This is a genomic window from Elizabethkingia bruuniana, from assembly GCF_002024805.1.
GTDB lineage: Bacteria > Bacteroidota > Bacteroidia > Flavobacteriales > Weeksellaceae > Elizabethkingia > Elizabethkingia bruuniana.
Map to the genome: position 1 here is coordinate 1,239,911 of NZ_CP014337.1, position 18,589 is coordinate 1,258,499.

The following is an 18,589-nucleotide window of genomic DNA, read 5'->3' on the forward strand; positions in this document are numbered from 1 at the left end:
GGTATAGTTTTGATAAAATAAAAGCCGAAAAATTTTTCGGCTTTTATTTTGTTTATTTAATGCTCATAGATTTTGTTGTATAAATCTATGAACTTTTCTTTAATTATTTTTCGTTTCAGCTTTAGGGTAGGCGTTAGCAGGCCTTCATCTATACTCCAGACAATAGGAGTGAGTTCAAATTTTTTGATCTGCTCCCATTTTCCAAGATGTTTGTTCAGAGCTTCTATTTCCTGAGCGATACGCTGTTTTACATCTTCATTAGCAGCAATCTCTTCGTTGGTAGAACCAATGTTCAGTCCTTTTCTTTCGGCCCAAGCTTTTACGAACAGAAAATCTGGTTGAATAAAGGCTGCCGGCATTTTTTCGCCATCGCCAATAACCATAATCTGTTCAATAAATTTAGAAGCTTTAGCGCTGTTCTCTATAACCTGAGGTGCAATATATTTACCACCCGAAGTTTTGAACATTTCTTTCTTACGGTCGGTAATTTTTAGGAATCCTTCATCGTCAATAAATCCAATATCACCAGTTTTAAAGTATCCGTCCTCGGTAAAAGCTTCCTTAGTTTTTTCTTCATCCATGTAATAACCTTTGAATACAGAAGTTCCTTTTACCAGAATTTCTCCATCCTCAGCAATTTTTACCTCGGCATTTTCAATAGGCCAGCCTACAGTACCAAATTTTCTGTGTTTGAAACTGTTTACCGCAATTACAGGTGAAGTTTCTGTTAATCCGTAACCTTCCAGAATTGGAATGCCTGCACCGTGGAAAATTCTGTTTAATCTCGGTGACAAAGCTGCAGAACCAGAAACCAGGGCTACGATGTTACCACCTAAACCTTCTCTCCATTTTGTAAAGACTAGTTTGTCTGCGATCCATCCTTTTATACCAAGGTTTTTTCCAAGATCATAATCTTCAACGAGTGATAAGGCCCAAAGGAAGATTTTAGTTTTCATACCACCGGCAGAAGTTCCGGTATTGTAGATTTTGTCATATACTTTTTCTACCAGACGAGGTACTACAGTCATAAACTGAGGCTTTACCTCTTTAAGGTTATCACCAACTTTATCTATGCTTTCCGCAAAATAAATAGAGTAGCCGTTATGCTGATAAAGATATAGAAGCATTCTTTCGAATACGTGGCACAAAGGCAGGAAGCTAAGGCACTTCATTTCTTTGTAATCGATTTTAACTTCAGGAATGCGTGGATTAGAGTTTAGTACATTGGATACAATATTTTCATGAGTAAGCGCAACGCCTTTAGGCCGTCCCGTTGTTCCGGAAGTATAGATCAATGTGGCAATATCATCTGTTTTAATGGTATTGGCAATATCTTCAATCTCGGTTTGTGTGCTGTCATCTTCACCCAGGTCCAGAATTTCCTTCCAGTTAGGAGCCCCTTTTACATCATCAAATGCAAATACTCCCATCAGACTGGATATCTTTGGCTGTACTGAAATCAGTTTATTGTATAACTCTTTGTCGGAGACAAAACAGTATTTTATTTCAGCATTGTTAAAGATATATTCATAATCCTCTTCACTGATAGTAGGGTATACAGGTACACTTATGACCCCTATCTGGGACATTCCAATGTCCATTATAGCCCATTCAGTACGGTTGTTGTGAGAGATAAGTCCAATTTTATCTCCGGGTTTAATTCCCAGTTTAATTAGACCTCTTGATATTTTGTTTGCCTGAGTGATATATTGTAAAGTAGAGGTTTTTATCCATTCGCCATTTTTTTTAGTGGCAAAGGCATCCTCTTTTGGATATTTTTCTAATGCTTTATGGGCAAAATCGAAAATTCTTTTTGCGGACATATTGAAATTACTTTAAGGTGAGTTTCGTAAAGATAAAATATTTATTCTTTCTATCAAAAATAAAAATCTTTTTCGGATTTTTAAAAAATTGTATTTTTACGAAAAATAACTTAATAATAATATGGACTTTAATTTATCAGAAGAGCAACTGATGATTCAGCAGGCAGCAAGAGATTTTGCACAGAACGAACTTTTACCTGGAGTAATTGAAAGAGATGATCAGCAAAAGTTTCCAGCCGAGCAGGTAAAGAAAATGGGTGAAATGGGTTTCCTGGGTATGATGGTAGATCCTAAATATGGAGGAGCCGGAATGGACAGCGTTTCTTATGTATTGGCAATGGAGGAGATCTCTAAGATCGATGCTTCTGCAGCTGTTGTAATGTCGGTAAATAACTCTTTGGTATGCGCAGGACTGGAGCGTTTCGCAAGCGAAGAACAAAAAGTAAAATACCTTACACCTTTAGCAAAAGGAGAGGTAATTGGTGCTTTTGCTTTGTCTGAGCCAGAAGCGGGATCTGACGCTACATCACAAAGTACTACTGCAGAAGATAAAGGAGATTACTATTTACTGAATGGTACTAAAAACTGGATTACAAATGGTAATAATGCTACTTACTACATTGTAATTGCACAAACTCACCCGGAAAAAGGGCATAAAGGTATCAATGCTTTTATTGTAGAAAAAGGATGGGAAGGTTTTATAGTAGGAAAAAAAGAAGATAAACTAGGAATCAGAGGAAGTGATACACATTCTTTGATGTTTACTGATGTAAAGGTACCTAAAGAAAACAGAATTGGTGAAGACGGATTCGGTTTCAAATTTGCGATGGCTGTATTAAACGGTGGTAGAATAGGTATTGCTTCTCAGGCTTTAGGTATTGCTTCTGGTGCTTATGAACTGGCTTTGAAGTATGCTAAAGAAAGAAAAGCTTTCGGAACTGAAATTATCAATCACCAGGCTGTGGCTTTCAAATTAGCAGATATGCATGTGAATATTACTGCTGCAAGAATGTTATGCTTTAAAGCTGCAGCTGAAAAAGATGCTGGAAAAGATATCTCTGAAAGTGGCGCAATGGCAAAATTATTTGCTTCTAAAACGGCCATGGATACTACGATTGAAGCAGTACAGATTCACGGTGGATACGGATATGTAAAAGAGTACCATGTTGAGCGTATGATGCGTGATGCTAAGATTACTCAGATCTATGAAGGAACTTCTGAAATTCAGAAAATCGTAATTTCCAGAGCGATTGCTAAATAATTAAATAAAACACTAAATTCTGCTATTATGTCTGAAACAATCTATGAAAAAAAGAAAAGCGGCTTCGGAAAAGTAATTTTCTGGGTTATCTTGGTTTTACTTTTGGTTTTCGGGGGCTGGTTTTACTATAAATACTACTTCGTTTTTGGTGAAGGTGTAAAATCCGGAACTCTTAATTATGTAGTAAAAAAAGGAAACATTTTCAAAACCTATGAAGGGAAAATAATTCAGGATGGTTTCGGCAAGGTTAAAACCGGAAGCGGAATTAGTAGTTATGAATTTGAGTTTTCGGTAGAGGATGAAGCTGTTTTTAAACAGCTTGAAGCCAATAGCGGAAAATATTTTGATCTGCATTACAAAGAATATCACGGTGTTCTTCCTTGGAGAGGAAATACAGTATATATTGTAGACAAAGTAATTAATTCAAAATAAAATTAAAGCTCCCGAAATTTCGGGAGCTTTTTGTTTTCTTTATCTTCTTCAGGTATTAGAGCTTTTTCCATTACAAATGACCTCCATGATTGCCTAATTATTGTATTAATGTAGGAAGTACAGGAGACTTATAATTTTTTTCAAAGTTTTTATTTTATTTAATATCTTTGATTCGATAATAACTCAGTTCTAACAAAATAATCATCTAACTTTTAAAATATTAACACTATGAAAAGAGTAATACTTGCGTCCTGTTTTTTATTGTCTCAATTTGGGACATCTCAATTACTGAAATCTGAAGGCCAGAAAATCGTAAATGATAAAGGAGAGAATGTTTTGTTAAGAGGTTTAGGTTTGGGAGGATGGATGTTACAAGAAGGTTATATGCTGAAAACAGCGGATTTTGCAGGTCCACAGTATCAGATAAAGAATAAAATAGCAGAACTTGCCGGTGAGGATGGTATGCAGGCATTTTATAAAAAGTATCTGGAAAACGGAATTACTAAAAAAGATATAGATGCACTAAAGTCTTGGGGATTCAATTCTGTGAGATTACCAATGCATTATAACCTTTATACCTTACCTATAGAGAAAGAGAAGGTAAAAGGAAAGGATACCTGGCTGGAAGAAGGTTTCCGTATGACGGATAATCTTCTGAAATGGTGTGCAGAAAATAAAATGTACTTGTTTCTGGATATGCATGCTCTGCCTGGGGGGCAAGGGAATGACGTCAATATTTCGGATAATGATAAATCGAAACCGTCTTTGTGGGAGAGTGAAGAAAATCAGAGAAAATCTGTTGCACTATGGAAAAAGCTTGCTGAACGTTACAAAGATAGTCCATGGATTGGCGGGTATGATATTATCAATGAACCCAATTATGGATTTACAGGAAAAAACCTTAATGGATGCGACGAAGAATCTAATGCTCCGCTAAGAAAATTTATGGTAGATGTAACCAAAGCTATCCGCGAAGTGGATCAAAAGCACTTGATTATAATTGAAGGAAATTGCTGGGGAAATAATTATAAAGGAATATTCCCGCTATGGGATAATAATCTTGTACTAAGTTTCCATAAATATTGGAATAAAAATGACCAAAACTCTATTAAGCAAATGCTGGATTACCGCAACCAGTACAATGTGCCTATCTGGTTAGGAGAGAGTGGTGAGAATTCCAATGTATGGTTTACTGAAGCTATAAGTCTTATGGAAAATAATAATATCGGATGGGCTTTCTGGCCAATGAAAAAAATAGACAATATTGCCGGAGTAGCCAATGTTAAGATAACACCAGAATACGAGAAGCTGCTGGATTACTGGAAAAATGGCGGTGAAAAACCTTCCAAAGAATTTACCTATAAAACAATGATGCAGATAGCAGACAATTACAAATTCGAAAATACAGAAGTTAAAAAAGATGTAATCGATGCAATGTTTCGTCAGATAAAAAGCAATGAAGTATTGCCATATACCAGTCATACAATTCCGGGAAGAATATTTGCTACGGAATACGATTTGGGAAGGATTGGAGCGGCTTATTATGACAAAGATGCAATTAACTATCGTATAGATACTGGTGAACAGGTCAACTGGAATTCCGGAGATAAGATGAGAAACGATGGTGTGGATATTTACAGCAATAAGGATAAAGTTTCCAATGGCTATTATGTAGGAAAAATTGAAGATGGAGAGTGGTTAAACTTCACTTTGAAAAGTGTAAAGCCGGGAAAATATAGTCTGGAAATTCGCTATGCAAATGCAAGCGGTACAGGAAGGTTATCCGTAACAGATGGTAAAGGACAACAAATAGCACAAACAGAGCTTCCTTCTACAGGCGGAGATCAGATATGGAAAACTATAACCGTAAAAAATGTAAACATAACTAAAGGAACAGATAAAATAAAACTTCAGTTTGATAAAGGCGGTTTCAATCTGAATTATATAGACTTTAAATAAAAATACAGACCACTATCTATAATCCATTTATACCGACCACAAGAGAATTATTTCTTTTGTGGTTATTTTTTATTTGTAAAAGATAGCGAACCATAATTGCTTACTTTTGTCGAAAACAATCTAATGGAGTTTCATGCCTTAAAAATCTTTACTGAACAAAACCTTCAGGATAGTCTTACAATGGGGCATCCATACCATCCCAATAATCCGTTGTTTTTATTTATAAAAAAAGGAAAGATGGTAATCAAAGAACAGATTAACATCTTTGAGCTCGGAGAAAACTCCATTATCCTAATAGATTCCCGTTCAGTATATGAGATTATGGAAGTAAGCAAAGAGCTGAAAGTGAAAGTGCTTACCTACCATCGTTCATTTATTAGTAAAATCGGACTGAAATTCAACAGACTCAATATTTACCATAACATAAGAATGGAACTTAGAAGAGGCTATACATTTACCGACAGAGAATTTGAAGTATTCTGGGATATACTGAAGGGTATAGATTATTTTCTGGACGAAATAGGTGATCTTGAATATGCTGTTGAAAGTATTGAGAGTCTTTTTAGTGCATTTATTTATAATGTTTCCAGTTTTGTTATGCGTAACCGGAAAAATACCAAAGGTATGATGACGCGTAATCAGGAAATTGTTCTGGACTTTATAGGTTTGGTAGGAGAGAATTATCTTAGCCAGAAAAGCGTAGAGTTCTATGCACAGACTATGATGCTGTCTACACGCCACTTATCTTCAGTTATTAAAGCCGAAACAGGTAAAACAGCAGGACAAATGATTAATGAATTCATAATAAATGAAGCAAAAGCTTTGTTGGCTTCTACTTTAAAGCCTGTTAATGAGATTTCTAACCGGCTAAACTTTAGTGATCAATATTCTTTCAGTCACTTCTTTAAAAAGCATCAGGGGGTAAGTCCTACAGAGTATCGAAACCAGTTTTAGACAGGTAATCTTACTTTTGAACATCTTTATCTTTTCTTTAAGCATTACCTTGGCCTCATTTTCAGTGTAAATTTGCACTGTAAATCTGATTTCTGAGATTTACGAAAAGCAAGGAAAATGAAAAACAAAGTTATAAACTATGCAATGGCAGTAATGCTTTTGTACGGAAGCCTTATTGCCGCACAAGAAGTGAAAAGCATGACTGCAGATGAGGTGATGACTCTGGCACTACAGAATCACCAGCAACTTAAGCTATCCGAAAAGAACATCTATATTTCCAAACAACAGACAGAGGTAACCAAATTGCAGAAGTTACCCACTATTACAGCATCTACAAGTCAGTTTTATTTAGGAAATGCCCTTATCATAGATAAGGATTTTTCTAATTCCACCAATGTTTCCATGCCACATTATGGAAGTTCTTATGGTGTACAGGCGAGCCAGCTGATCTTCAAGGGTGGGTTGGTAAAGAAATCCATTGAAATGGCAGGTTTGCGTGAGCAACTTGCAGCGTTGGATTTGGAAAAGAACCAACAGGATGTAAAGTTCTTGGTACTTTCCAATTATTTAGATGTTTACAAATTAAAGAATCAGGAACAGATTTTTCAGAACAATAAGAAGCTGGCACAAGAAAGATTGAAAAACATTCAGAAATTCAACCAGCAGGGAATGGTAACCCGAAATGAAGTAATCAGAGGAGAGTTAGCCATCAAAAATCTGGATCAGGGACTTCTTACATTAAGCAATAACAAAAAAATCCTTAACTATAATCTGGATGTTGCCTTAGGACTTCCTCAGAATACCGAGATTAACCCGACAGAAAGCCTTGAAGGAAAAGAATTGGTAAAAGGAACTGATTATTATATAGAGCAAGCATATCAAAACAACCCACAGCTAAAATCGGCAAATACCAATATTGCTGTGGCACAGAAAAATATTGAGATTATCAATACAGATAAAATGCCTACACTGTCCGGATTTGGCGGTTACAATATGCAGAGACCTATTATGACAAGAACACCAGTTCTGGACATGTATTCGAATAGTTGGCAGGCGGGAATTTCGTTAAGTTATAACATCGATAATCTGTATAAAACCAAAGAGCGACTGAAAGTAGGAGAGTTGCAGAAATCACAGGCACAGGATGCATTAACGCTTACCAGACAGAATATAGACATGACGGTAAACGCAGCTTATGTAAAGTACCAGGAATCTATAGACCAGGCAAAGTTAATGGATGATGCACAGAAACTAGCAGAAGAAAACTATAAAATTACTGAAGCTAAATACCTTAACCAATTGGCAGTACAGGCAGAAATGATAGACGCACAGAACCAGAAACTACAGGCGGAGCTAGACTTTGTAACCGCTGAAATCAATGTATTGTATCAGTATTACAATCTTCTGAAATCTACAGGAAGCTTATAACTGAAGCTATTTTCAATTAATAACTAATAAAGAATAACACAAGGATACATATATGGAAAGCAAGGATAATGTACAACAAGAACAATCAACTCAAGGGACAGGAGCAAAAGTGCAAATGTCAACAAGAGTTGAGGAAAAAAAGAAAGCCAACAAAAAAAATAAAATAAGAAGCACTATTGCAAACTCAATTGTATTTATTATTCTTATTGCAGGTTTTTATTGGTTAGTCAGAGAATATTTTCATATCGGAGACAAAGACTATACAGAAGCTGCTCAGGTTGAAGAATTCATTAATCCGGTAAATACGAGGGTGGCCGGATATATTAAAGAAATTAAATTCATAGAACATCAACAGGTAAAAAAAGGCGATACATTACTCATTCTGGATGACCGGGAAATACAAACTCAGCTGGGACAGGCAGAAGCAGCTTATCAGAATGCTTTGGCACAAAGAAGCGCTACAAGTTCCTCAGTGAATACGGTTTCCAATAATGTAAATGTAATGGAGTCTAATATTGCTGGTGCTAAAGCAAGATTATGGAATGCAGAGCAAAATCTGAACAGATATAAAAACCTTTTGGTTGCAGAAGCGGTAACAAAACAGCAATATGACCAGATAAAAACGGAATATGATGCACAGAAAGCGGCTTATGAAACCTTGGTGAATCAAAAGCAATCTGCAAATCTTTCTACTACAGAAGTTAAATCTAAACTAGGAATTAACGATGCAGAAATTAAGAGAACAAAAGCAGCATTGGATATGGCAAAACTTAACCTGAGCTATACAGTAATTACAGCACCTTATGACGGTGTTATGGGGAGAAGAGCAATCTCCGACGGGCAGTTGGTACAGGCAGGTCAGCAGATTGCAACAATTGTACTTAATGGTCAGAAATGGGTAACCGCAAACTTTCTGGAAGGCCAAATGCCTAAAATTGCTGTAGGGAAGAAAATAATGATGTCGGCAGATGCATTGGGTGGACAGCAATTTGAAGGAGAGGTTACAGCAATCTCAGCAGCTACAGGTTCCAGATATTCCAGTGTACCTACAGATAACTCTACCGGTAACTTTATCAAAGTTCAGCAGAGAATTCCGGTGAGAATAGAGTTCACTTCAGGCAATGATAAGCAAAAGCTTAATCAGCTTCGTGCCGGAATGAATATGATCATTAAACTGAAAGATTAATCTTATTACAAAAGTGAAATGCGGGAATAGATTCTGATAAAAGAATTAGTTATTTCCCAAGCTCACAACTTATATAAAATGTATAACAAAGGACTATTTGCTAATTGGGTTCCCAAACCGCTACAGTTACTTCTTATAGCAATATTTTCTGCATTCACGATGTCGTTGTCGGGAGTGAATACAGGGAATATTACCTATATGTACAGCAGCATGGGGAGTATGTCGGAATACTTTTCTATGGCCAATTATGCAACAACAATCGGAATGGGAGCAGTAATGCCTCTCGTCATGCGGTTTAAATTTCGTTTTAAAGTCAGAGATAAATTAACATTTGCATTTGTTTTTATTGCTGCGCTAAGCCTGTTCAGTGCTACAACCAATCAGCCGGAACTTATTGTATTTACAGCATTTCTCGTAGGATTTATGAAAATGTTTGTTATGATAGAATTCTTTCTGCCTCTCATGATGATTCTGAGTCCGGACGGTAACAGAGGGAAATTCTATTCTGTTTTCTATCCGTTTGCTATTATTGTTAGTCAGATTATCAACTATATTTCTGTAGATATTTCTGTGCGTTACAATTGGGAACATTTCTATGTACTGACAGCTATAGGAGCCTTGCTTATGGCATTATTATGCTGGATATTCATGCACAACCAATATTTTTCTGTAAAGATGCCATTGTACTATATCGACTGGCTGAGTGTATTATTGTTTGCAGCAACTTTTCTGTTCTCTGCTTATGTGTTTACATTCGGAAAACAACAGGACTGGCTGAATTCACCGAAAATAATAGATGCCAGCATTGCTGCATTTGCATGTTTTGTAATGCTGGCCTTCAGACAGACAAGATTGAAAAGACCCTACATATCTTTTAAAATTTTTAAAAGAAAAAATGTCTACAGCGGATTATTGATGTTACTAATGCTCGGTATGTTTCTGGCCACAGGAACAGTACAGAATATATTTGCTGTAAGTATACTGGGATATGATCTTGTAACCAATGCAGAACTGAATCTGTGGATGATTCCGGGAATGGTAGCTTCAGGCGTTATGGGCATGATGTGGTTCAAACAAAACATAAATATTAAATTCTTTGTATTATCAGGCTTTGCAGCATTAATAGCTTATTGTATTATCATGTATTTTTCAATGGTTCCGGAGATGAACTTTGAAAGATGGTACCTGCCAATGATCTTAAAAGGCTATGGTATGTGCAGTCTGTATATTACGGTCTGGTTTTACATGATGGATAAGCTGGATATTAATGATATGATGGCAGCTATCGGATTGGCACTTGTATGGCGGTCTTTTATTGCAGTAGCCGTTTTTAGTGCTTTGTTTTATTGGTTCCAGTACGATTTTCAGGTAACAAGTCTTGGAGATATGGCAGTATATCTGGATGGTATTAATCTGAGCCAGCCTGCAGCCATACAAAACCTAAAAGTGTTTCAGATCAATGCTATTTTAGCCGCTAATAAAAAGCTTTTCGGATATATTATTATCGCTGGAATAGGAATTATGATCTATGTGTTGCAACATGGTTTTGGTAAAGAAAGATTTACTTCATACAACCGCTATGTACGTCTGATTAAAGGAAGAGGGCTCATAGCACAACGAAGAAGAAGAGAGCAGCTTATTCTGGAAAGAAGTGCTGAAGGTATAAAAGATGCAGCAGGGTCTGCATTTTAGGAAAAAATTCCTTGTTTTTCATGCGAATCCCCAATGCTTCATTGCTGCGGGGATTCTTTTTTTGTAGTTTTGAAGTCTGAACTGATATTAGCTTAAAAGCATGAAAGATTTGATGGGAAAGGCAATCTGGGATTATTTTCATAATCAGAATCCTGAAGATTTGCAGACAGAAACTTCTATTTCGGAATTAGATGACTTACCGGTTGCTTATTTGTTTCGTGATTTTGATGAAATGAATGATTTGGAGCAAGCGGCTCTTGAACTGACAACAGGAAAAATACTGGATGTAGGAGCTGGAGCAGGTTCACATAGTTTATATCTTCAGGACGAAAGGAGAATGAATGTAACAGCACTGGATATTTCCCCAAAATCTGTTGAGGTTTGCAAAGAAAGAGGTATTAGCAAGGCTGTATGCAAATCTGTTCTGGACTTCTCGGATGAAAAATTTGATACCATCTTATTGCTGATGAATGGTACCGGAATTTTTGAAAGTCTGGCAAAGATTGATGTATATCTCCAAAAGCTGAGAACTTTGCTTAATGGTGGTGGACAGGTCTTAATTGACAGTACAGACATTTTGTATATGTTCGATAGAGATGAAGACGGCGGTGTTTATATTCCGGCAGGTGGTTATTATGGCGAACTAGGTTATACCGTTCATTATAAAGGGGAATCCGAAGAGCCTATTACCTGGCTGTATCTGGATTTCAATACTCTGAAAAATGCAGCGGAACACAATGGTTTTTCTATCGAAAAAGTACTGCAGGATGAAGATTCTTTCCTGGCGAGATTAACATTATAAGAGTTGTTTAAATATTATAGTTAATACTCTTCGATAGTTCGTCAGGCTCACTACAAACTTTACTCAAAGTGACATTGCTCGTTCGAAATATATTACTCTTAGAGGTGGCAGACTGAGCTTGTCGAAGTCTAATATTTTTTGAATTGAAATTTAGACAGGCTCTGAATTATGTGGTAATATTGTTTAAAATGCCATTATTTTGTTTAATAAATAATGCGAAAATAAGTTCTGTGGATTGATATAGATTAGAAATGCCATTATACAAGCTAATATGACTGGTAATAGCAATGATTCGGCTCTGTAAGGAAGTTTTTTAGGCATTACTAACACAGAAGTTGCATATAGAATTAAGCTTCCTGTTATAATGGAAAATGTTTCAGGACTATAGCGTGAATGCGTCTTATTATCATTAAGTGTTGAAATTGCATCCAGTAAATAATATTGAACAAAGGGATAGATAAACCCAAATAACAGAACAAAGATTACCGAAGTATATTTCTTTACCTTAATAAAATTTAAAGCTAATAATATAGCTCCGGGTATGGTTCCGAATAATGTACTTAATACAACAATAGAACCTAGCGAATAAAGTTTAATAGCATTGGGATCATCTGTGATATGGTCTTCCCAAATTTCATTTTCTTCAGTAGCTTCAGCTATTTCAGCTTCTTTTTTGTCCTGAATCATTTTTTGAATCAAAGCACTTTCCTGATCTGAAAATTGATGCCCTCTTTCGTTCAGAATTTCAAAAGCCATTTGTACAGCCTCCGGAGTGAAGCGGCTTTCTGATGATATATATTTTTTCAGGTCAGTATCTGAAAGTTTTTCTAAAGTACTTTTCTTTACCATAATGCTCATAAAAAATGGGCACCTGGTGCCCATTTATATAATTGTAATCAGAAATTATTTAATCTCAATTCCGTTTTCTACTGTTTCATCCGGAGTTACGAAAGACAATTTTCCGTCTGGTTTAGTGGTCAGAAGGAACATTCCCTGAGACTCAATTCCACGGATTTTTCTTGGAGCAAGATTCAAAAGAATCATAACCTGCTTACCAATTAATTCTTCAGGATTGAAGCTTTCAGCTACACCCGAAACTACAGTTCTGATGTCTACACCTGTATCTACTTTGAATTTTAAAAGCTTATCTGCTTTTTCTACTTTCTCAGCTTCAAGGATAGTTGCTGTTCTTAAATCGATTTTTCCAAAGTCATCAAAAGTGATTTCTTCTTTCATAGGATTAGCGTTAGGGTTGGTCTTTTTATTATCTTGTTTTGTCTGTTCCAGCTTTTGGATTTGTGCTTCAATTACATCATCTTCAATTTTTGAGAAAAGAAGAAATGCTTCATTGATCTGATGCCCGCTAGGAACAAGAACTTTATTGTTTTCTAAATTTGTCCAGTCTGTTTTAGTAGCGTTGAACATATTCAACAACTTCTCAGAGCTAAATGGCATAAATGGTTCAGATAGCTGAGCTAAAGCAACGGCTAATTGAGCACCTACGAAAAGAGAATGTGCTGCTTTTTCAGGATTATCTTTAATGGTCTTCCAAGGCTCTTCTGTTTGCAGGTATTGGTTACCAAAACGTGCAAGATTCATCAATGCAGATAAAGCATTTCTGAACTCAAACTTGTCTAAGAATTCAGCAATCTCTTTTGCAGCCTTGTTTATTTCAGCTAATTCTGGTGTATTAACATCTCCCTGAGGAACAACACCATCATAATATTTATGAATTAATACCGCAACTCTGTTGATGAAGTTACCAAAAATACCTACAAGTTCTGAATTGTTCTTGGTTTGGAAATCCTTCCATGTAAAGTTATTATCCTTGGTTTCAGGTGCAGAAGATAGCAGAGCATAACGCAATACATCTTGTTGTCCCGGGAATTCTTCTACATATTCATGTGCCCATACTGCCCAGTTTCTGGAAGTAGAAATTTTATCATTTTCCAGATTCAGGAATTCAAATGCAGGTACATTTTTAGGCATAATATAATCACCGTGAGCCTTCATCATAGCTGGGAAAATAATACAGTGGAATACAATATTATCTTTTCCGATGAAATGGATCAGGTCGCTGTCTTCATTTTGCCAGTAATCTTTCCAGTCCTTACCATTTTTCTCAGCCCATTCTTTGGTAAAAGAAATATAACCGATAGGAGCGTCGAACCATACATATAATACTTTTCCTTCAGCATTTGGTAACGGAACCGGAACTCCCCAGTTAAGGTCTCTCGTCATAGCACGAGGCTTCAACCCGTCATTTAACCAAGATTTTACTTGTCCGTATACATTAGGCTTCCAGTCATCCTTATGACCTTCAATAATCCATTCATTCAGGAAGTTTTCATAATCGTTTAATGGAAGATACCAGTTCTTTGTTTCTTTCAGAACCGGAACATTTCCGCTTAACATCGATTTAGGATTGATCAGCTCAGACGGAGAAAGGGTAGAACCACATTTCTCACACTGATCACCGTAAGCATTTTCGTTGCCACAGTTAGGGCATGTTCCAACGATATAACGGTCAGCAAGAAATTCTCCTGCCTGCTCGTCAAAGTATTGTTCAGAAACCTCTTCAGTAAACTTTTCTTTATCGTAAAGCGTTTTAAAGAAGTCTTGTGAAGTTTCATAATGTTTTTTAGAAGTCGTTCTGGAATACTCGTCAAATGAAATTCCGAGGTCTGCAAAAGACTTCTTAATAATCTCGTGATATTTGTCTACTATATCCTGAGGTGTAACACCTTCTTTTTTAGCACGTATAGTAATTGGGATTCCGTGTTCGTCGGAACCACAGATAAAAGCAACATCTTTTCCTAATCTTCTCTGAAATCTCGCATAGACATCTGCAGGAATATAAACACCTGCTAAATGCCCAATATGAACCGGTCCGTTTGCATAAGGCAAAGCTGCCGTAATCATCTTTCTTGTAGACATTATTTTCTAGTTTTTTGCAAATATACGGATAATGCTAAAGAAAAAGGCCAAGCATCATGTCTGACCTTTACTGTATTTAAATAATAAGTGATTAGAATGCTAAACCTAAGCCTACCTGGAATACATTATTCTTCGATTTGCTATAGCTATATCCGATAGGATTGTCTGTTTTACCGATATTCGTTAAACCTGCTACATAACGGGCATTTATCCCTAGATTTGGTGTAATATTGAAACCAAGACCTACTCCTAAACCAAAGTTGAATGTATTCAAATTATCTGTAGCTGTTTTTGTCCAGTCATCTACAGAAACATTACCATTACCATCTTTTAATTTGTTTTTAGCGCTTATCAGAAAACTGAATTCCGGACCTGCTTCTAAATAAAACTGTTGAGTGGCGTTGAACTGAAACATTACCGGTACAGAGATGTAACCTAAGTTGGTGCTGTAAGAATTCTGATTGTCTCTTCCGAAAGTTACTTTAGAGCCTAAATCGTTGTAAATAACCTCTGGCTGAATACTGAAATTGGAAGAAAGGGGTGCGTTCAAGAAAACACCAGCGTTGAAGCCTATCTTAGACTTTGTGTCGCTAAGACCTCCGTTTTCAGAAATTGAAGAAACGTTCATACCCGCTTTAATACCGAATTTCGGACCTACTTGTGAAAAGGCAAAAGTTCCTGCCAGTAATCCCAGTCCTAAAAATAGTTTTTTCATAAATCAAATTTTACTTCCCAAAAACCTACAAACCAAATGCCAAAAAATAAGTCCAGGTTTCAGGAAATAAAGAAAGCCCGATTTAATCGGGCTTCTTTATTGAAATCAATAATTGATGTTTTTTCTTTTCTGATTAGAAAGTGTAGCTTAATCCTAACTGGATGTTTTCATTTCTAGAATCGTTGAAGTATTGACCTCTAGGAGTATCATTCTTACCGATTTTAGTGAATCCTGTTATGTATCTAGCATTAATACCCCAGTTGTCAGTAATTCTGTAACCTAAACCGATAGCACCTGCAGCATTGAATCTCTTAAGATCATCCAGAGCTTTGCTATCCCAGCTATTAGTTACGGTTTGACTGCCTTCTTTTAATTTGTTGTTAGCGTTTACTAAGTAACTGAATTCAGGACCAGCTTCAACATAGAATTTAGGAGTTACATTGAACTGTACCATTAATGGAACAGAGATATACCCTAAGTTAGTTTCGTTTTTTATTTTTTCACCATTTACATCAGCAGTAGATTTTGAACCCATGTAGTTGTAAATAACTTCTGGTTGGAAGTTGAACTTGTCAGAGATTGGCATGTTCATGAATACACCTCCGTTAAAACCAAATTTGTGTTGAGTATCGCTGAAGTTCCCTTCTGTAATTCTAGAAAGGTTACCACCACCTTTGATACCAAATCTGATTCCACTATTATTCGTAGTTTGGGCAAAAGCCATTGTACCTAGAACAATCCCTAGGCCTAAAAATACCTTTTTCATAATTTTAAATTTTACTTTACTTTGAGGTCATAACAATTACAAACAAAGTGCCAAAGAGGGTTTTTCTGGTATATAAAAGACGCTAAACATGACGAAAGTCATGTTTTTACGTATTTTAAATTATAGATTCAATATCTTTTTAAGAGAAATTATAATATTATGATAAATAGCCTTAGCAAATTGATTCAGAGGTATAAAAATCAGTTGAGGAGACAAAAATCTTAATAAAGTAAAGGAAAAGAAACCTCTTTTTAGAAGGAGTAAAGAATAAGAGGCTGGAGCTTGTAAAATTAGACTTGGTATAGACAAGGCTCCTCAGAAATCTTTTTTGCGAAGGTTTGGAGAGCTTACATATTAGTTGACTACAATGTGCCTTTTATATTGTATTGTAACAAGCTGTACGACGAGGATTCTTAATAGTTTGTTCGAGGTTCGTTCGACTATTGTTCGGGAATCCTTCGGAAAACTGCACTTTTTCCGAAGGATTCCCGAAGAGTCCTCGAAGAAGAGCCGAAGAAAGCATGCGAAAACTTAGTTAAAATAAATAATTCGTAAGGTTTCGTATGTAATTCTATATACCATGTCGCTGTATTTTATTCTAAAATTGAGGTCTATTTTTGAAAACAAGAATTAAAAACAGGGAAGTGAGAAAATAAAAAAAGGACTGTCAACTGACAGTCCTCTTATAATAATTGATGTTGTTTTTCTTAGAAAGTATAACCTAATCCTAATTGGAAGTTATTGTTCTTAACAGAATCTCCGTCATTATTTTTGATTGTATTAGTGAATCCTGCTGTGTAACGAGCATTGATGCTAATGTTTGGTGTAAATCTGTAACCAGCTCCAAGTCCTACACCGAAGTTGAAAGTATTAAATCCATCAGTACCACTAGTGTTCATACTTACTCCGCTCACTGTTCTTTTATTTTGTGCATCCACTAAGAACCCAAATTCAGGACCAGCTTCAAGATAGAAATCCGGAGTTGCATTATACTGAACCATTACTGGTACATTAATATATCCTAGATTTAATTTTCTGTCCGTTACATTGCCCATATCTTTGAATTTAGCACCTTGTTGGCTGTATACAACCTCTGGTTGAATGCTGAATTCAGATGAAATAGGAGCATTCATAAATACACCTGCGTAGAATCCAATTTTAGATTTTTCACCTATTGAATTCAAGTTAGTTAAGTCTGAAAGGTTACCACCAGCTTTAATACCGAATCTTGGACCAGCTGTAGATTGAGCGAATGCCATTGTACCTAATACAATACCTAATCCTAAAAATACCTTTTTCATAATTTTAAATTTTACTTTTTTTAATAATTTTAAACTTAATCTCTTTTTTGATGCTAGCATTATTTCAAATGGAATGCCAAACTTTATTTATTTTGACAAAAATGTCAAATTACTTTTATAGTTAACATTTAAAACATTGGTAATTACAATGTTTATGTTTTAATTTGGAATAAGTTTAAATAATTATATAAAGCTTAAATTATGCCTTATAGGCTTCTTTGTAGTATTGAATAGCAGTTTCTGTCTGACTTTTTGTTACCTCATAATCATACAGGCAATGACCTATTTTATCTATAATTGAGAATTTTATAATACCATTACTATTCTTCTTGTCATTCAGCATCAGATTGTAAATATCTTCATGGCTGAAACTATCAATAGAAAGGTATGGGTATATTGCCGTAATAGCATTGGTGATTTCTGCTAGAGTAGATTCATCTATCAATTGGTTAGAGTAGGAAAGGTGAGCCTCCATAATCATTCCTGCGGCTACAGCTTCACCATGTGGAACAGGAGTTTCCTGCTGAAGGAAAAGACTTTCTATAGCATGCCCTATTGTATGGCCAAAGTTAAGCGTTTTACGGACATTCTGTTCTTTGAAGTCTTGCTCTACTACATATTGCTTAATGTTCATAGAGTCCACTACAAATGGCTCTATGTTTTCTGGTGTTAATTCCAGTTGCTTTAGATTGTTCCAGTGTTGGTCAGAAGCGATAAGTCCATGTTTCAGCATCTCGGCAAAACCACTTCTTAGCTCAGTAAATGGTAATGTCTGTAAAAATTTTGGGTAAGCAAATATTTTTTCAGGTAAGGCGAATGTGCCGATAATGTTTTTGTAAAACTGATGGTCTATTCCTGTTTTTCCCCCTATAGAAGCATCTACCATAGACAATAAAGTTGTAGGTATATTAATGAATTTAATACCTCTTTTATATGTAGAAGCAACAAAACCACCCATATCAGTAATAACACCACCTCCAATATTAATCATCAAAGCATTTCTGTCAGTACCGAATTCCGAAAGAATCTCCCATAGCTGAGCAGCGGTCCCGATATTTTTTCCTTCTTCTCCGGCCTCAATCTCAATGATTTCGAACGGAATAGTAGTTTCCAAGTTTGCCAATACAGCAGGAAGGCAATATTCATGAGTATTTTCATCTACCAATAATAGAAGCAGGCTTGGTTTGATTTTACTAATATATTCGTTAAGCTGGCTGAAGTTGTCGTCTAAAAAGCTGATCATTCTGATTACTAATTTTTATATCATGCAAAAATACCGTTTTTGAATTGAAAAAAGTACTTAAAAGATAGTGTATTGTCCAGCATACTTTTA

General features: G+C 35.8%; 15 protein-coding genes. 8 read left to right on the forward strand and 7 right to left on the reverse strand.

The genetic code is table 11. The features are described 5' to 3' along the window. Positions 1-56: 56 nt before the first annotated feature. Positions 57-1,823 carry an AMP-dependent synthetase/ligase gene (locus tag AYC65_RS05835; protein ID WP_034867636.1) on the reverse strand — a complete coding sequence of 589 codons (1,767 nt, stop codon included), beginning with the start codon at positions 1,821-1,823 and terminating at the stop codon, positions 57-59. Positions 1,824-1,944: 121 nt separating this feature from the next. Here AYC65_RS05835 and AYC65_RS05840 point away from each other — a divergent pair, with 121 nt between their 5' ends. From AYC65_RS05840 to AYC65_RS05875, 8 genes are all read left to right on the forward strand, one after another. Next, a complete protein-coding gene (locus tag AYC65_RS05840) occupies positions 1,945-3,084 on the forward strand; it encodes an acyl-CoA dehydrogenase (protein WP_034867637.1) in 1,140 nt (379 codons plus the stop codon). Positions 3,085-3,111: 27 nt separating this feature from the next. Next, positions 3,112-3,516: a hypothetical protein gene (locus AYC65_RS05845; protein ID WP_034867638.1), complete on the forward strand. Its 405-nt coding sequence runs from the start codon at positions 3,112-3,114 to the stop codon at positions 3,514-3,516. A gap of 228 nt (positions 3,517-3,744) precedes the next feature. Beyond that, positions 3,745-5,475: a cellulase family glycosylhydrolase gene (locus tag AYC65_RS05850; RefSeq protein WP_034867639.1), complete on the forward strand. Its 1,731-nt coding sequence runs from the start codon at positions 3,745-3,747 to the stop codon at positions 5,473-5,475. 123 nt (positions 5,476-5,598) lie between these two features. Then, complete coding sequence (locus tag AYC65_RS05855) at positions 5,599-6,429, forward strand: helix-turn-helix domain-containing protein (RefSeq protein WP_034867641.1); 831 nt, start codon at positions 5,599-5,601, stop codon at positions 6,427-6,429. Between the two features lie 117 nt (positions 6,430-6,546). Next, on the forward strand, positions 6,547-7,857 hold the full coding sequence (locus AYC65_RS05860) for a TolC family protein (RefSeq protein ID WP_034867642.1): 1,311 nt from the start codon (positions 6,547-6,549) through the stop codon (positions 7,855-7,857). 52 nt (positions 7,858-7,909) lie between these two features. Continuing rightward, a complete protein-coding gene (locus tag AYC65_RS05865; RefSeq protein WP_034867644.1) occupies positions 7,910-9,043 on the forward strand; it encodes an HlyD family secretion protein in 1,134 nt (377 codons plus the stop codon). Between the two features lie 78 nt (positions 9,044-9,121). After that, entirely contained in the window at positions 9,122-10,735 is a 1,614-nt protein-coding gene (locus AYC65_RS05870) for an MFS transporter (RefSeq protein WP_034867645.1), read from the forward strand. A 100-nt stretch (positions 10,736-10,835) separates the two neighbouring features. Next, entirely contained in the window at positions 10,836-11,537 is a 702-nt protein-coding gene (locus AYC65_RS05875) for a class I SAM-dependent methyltransferase (protein ID WP_034867647.1), read from the forward strand. A 183-nt stretch (positions 11,538-11,720) separates the two neighbouring features. On the opposite strand, the gene AYC65_RS05880 is transcribed toward AYC65_RS05875, so the two are convergent. The 6 genes from AYC65_RS05880 to aroB form a co-directional block, all read right to left on the reverse strand. Beyond that, positions 11,721-12,386: a hypothetical protein gene (locus tag AYC65_RS05880; RefSeq protein ID WP_234300250.1), complete on the reverse strand. Its 666-nt coding sequence runs from the start codon at positions 12,384-12,386 to the stop codon at positions 11,721-11,723. A gap of 54 nt (positions 12,387-12,440) precedes the next feature. Next, a complete protein-coding gene (gene metG, locus AYC65_RS05885; protein ID WP_034867650.1) occupies positions 12,441-14,474 on the reverse strand; it encodes a methionine--tRNA ligase in 2,034 nt (677 codons plus the stop codon). Positions 14,475-14,565: 91 nt separating this feature from the next. Further along, the gene (locus AYC65_RS05890) at positions 14,566-15,189 is read right to left on the reverse strand and encodes a porin family protein (protein ID WP_034867652.1); all 624 of its coding nucleotides are present in this window, start codon (positions 15,187-15,189) and stop codon (positions 14,566-14,568) included. Positions 15,190-15,322: 133 nt separating this feature from the next. Next, positions 15,323-15,955 carry a porin family protein gene (locus AYC65_RS05895; protein WP_034867654.1) on the reverse strand — a complete coding sequence of 211 codons (633 nt, stop codon included), beginning with the start codon at positions 15,953-15,955 and terminating at the stop codon, positions 15,323-15,325. Positions 15,956-16,662: 707 nt separating this feature from the next. Continuing rightward, positions 16,663-17,256 carry a porin family protein gene (locus tag AYC65_RS05900; RefSeq protein ID WP_034867819.1) on the reverse strand — a complete coding sequence of 198 codons (594 nt, stop codon included), beginning with the start codon at positions 17,254-17,256 and terminating at the stop codon, positions 16,663-16,665. 199 nt (positions 17,257-17,455) lie between these two features. Then, a complete protein-coding gene (aroB, locus tag AYC65_RS05905) occupies positions 17,456-18,499 on the reverse strand; it encodes a 3-dehydroquinate synthase (RefSeq protein ID WP_034867656.1) in 1,044 nt (347 codons plus the stop codon). Positions 18,500-18,589: the final 90 nt, after the last annotated feature.

Coding starts and splice junctions, on each gene's coding strand:
- AYC65_RS05840 (WP_034867637.1), top strand. CDS start 1,945: ATGGACTTTAATTTATCAGAAGAGCAACTGATGATTCAGCAGGCAGCA.
- aroB (WP_034867656.1), bottom strand. CDS start 18,499: ATGATCAGCTTTTTAGACGACAACTTCAGCCAGCTTAACGAATATATT.
- AYC65_RS05875 (WP_034867647.1), top strand. CDS start 10,836: ATGAAAGATTTGATGGGAAAGGCAATCTGGGATTATTTTCATAATCAG.
- AYC65_RS05855 (WP_034867641.1), top strand. CDS start 5,599: ATGGAGTTTCATGCCTTAAAAATCTTTACTGAACAAAACCTTCAGGAT.
- AYC65_RS05880 (WP_234300250.1), bottom strand. CDS start 12,386: ATGGTAAAGAAAAGTACTTTAGAAAAACTTTCAGATACTGACCTGAAA.
- metG (WP_034867650.1), bottom strand. CDS start 14,474: ATGTCTACAAGAAAGATGATTACGGCAGCTTTGCCTTATGCAAACGGA.
- AYC65_RS05835 (WP_034867636.1), bottom strand. CDS start 1,823: ATGTCCGCAAAAAGAATTTTCGATTTTGCCCATAAAGCATTAGAAAAA.
- AYC65_RS05865 (WP_034867644.1), top strand. CDS start 7,910: ATGGAAAGCAAGGATAATGTACAACAAGAACAATCAACTCAAGGGACA.
- AYC65_RS05860 (WP_034867642.1), top strand. CDS start 6,547: ATGAAAAACAAAGTTATAAACTATGCAATGGCAGTAATGCTTTTGTAC.
- AYC65_RS05890 (WP_034867652.1), bottom strand. CDS start 15,189: ATGAAAAAACTATTTTTAGGACTGGGATTACTGGCAGGAACTTTTGCC.
- AYC65_RS05895 (WP_034867654.1), bottom strand. CDS start 15,955: ATGAAAAAGGTATTTTTAGGCCTAGGGATTGTTCTAGGTACAATGGCT.
- AYC65_RS05850 (WP_034867639.1), top strand. CDS start 3,745: ATGAAAAGAGTAATACTTGCGTCCTGTTTTTTATTGTCTCAATTTGGG.
- AYC65_RS05870 (WP_034867645.1), top strand. CDS start 9,122: ATGTATAACAAAGGACTATTTGCTAATTGGGTTCCCAAACCGCTACAG.
- AYC65_RS05900 (WP_034867819.1), bottom strand. CDS start 17,256: ATGAAAAAGGTATTTTTAGGATTAGGTATTGTATTAGGTACAATGGCA.
- AYC65_RS05845 (WP_034867638.1), top strand. CDS start 3,112: ATGTCTGAAACAATCTATGAAAAAAAGAAAAGCGGCTTCGGAAAAGTA.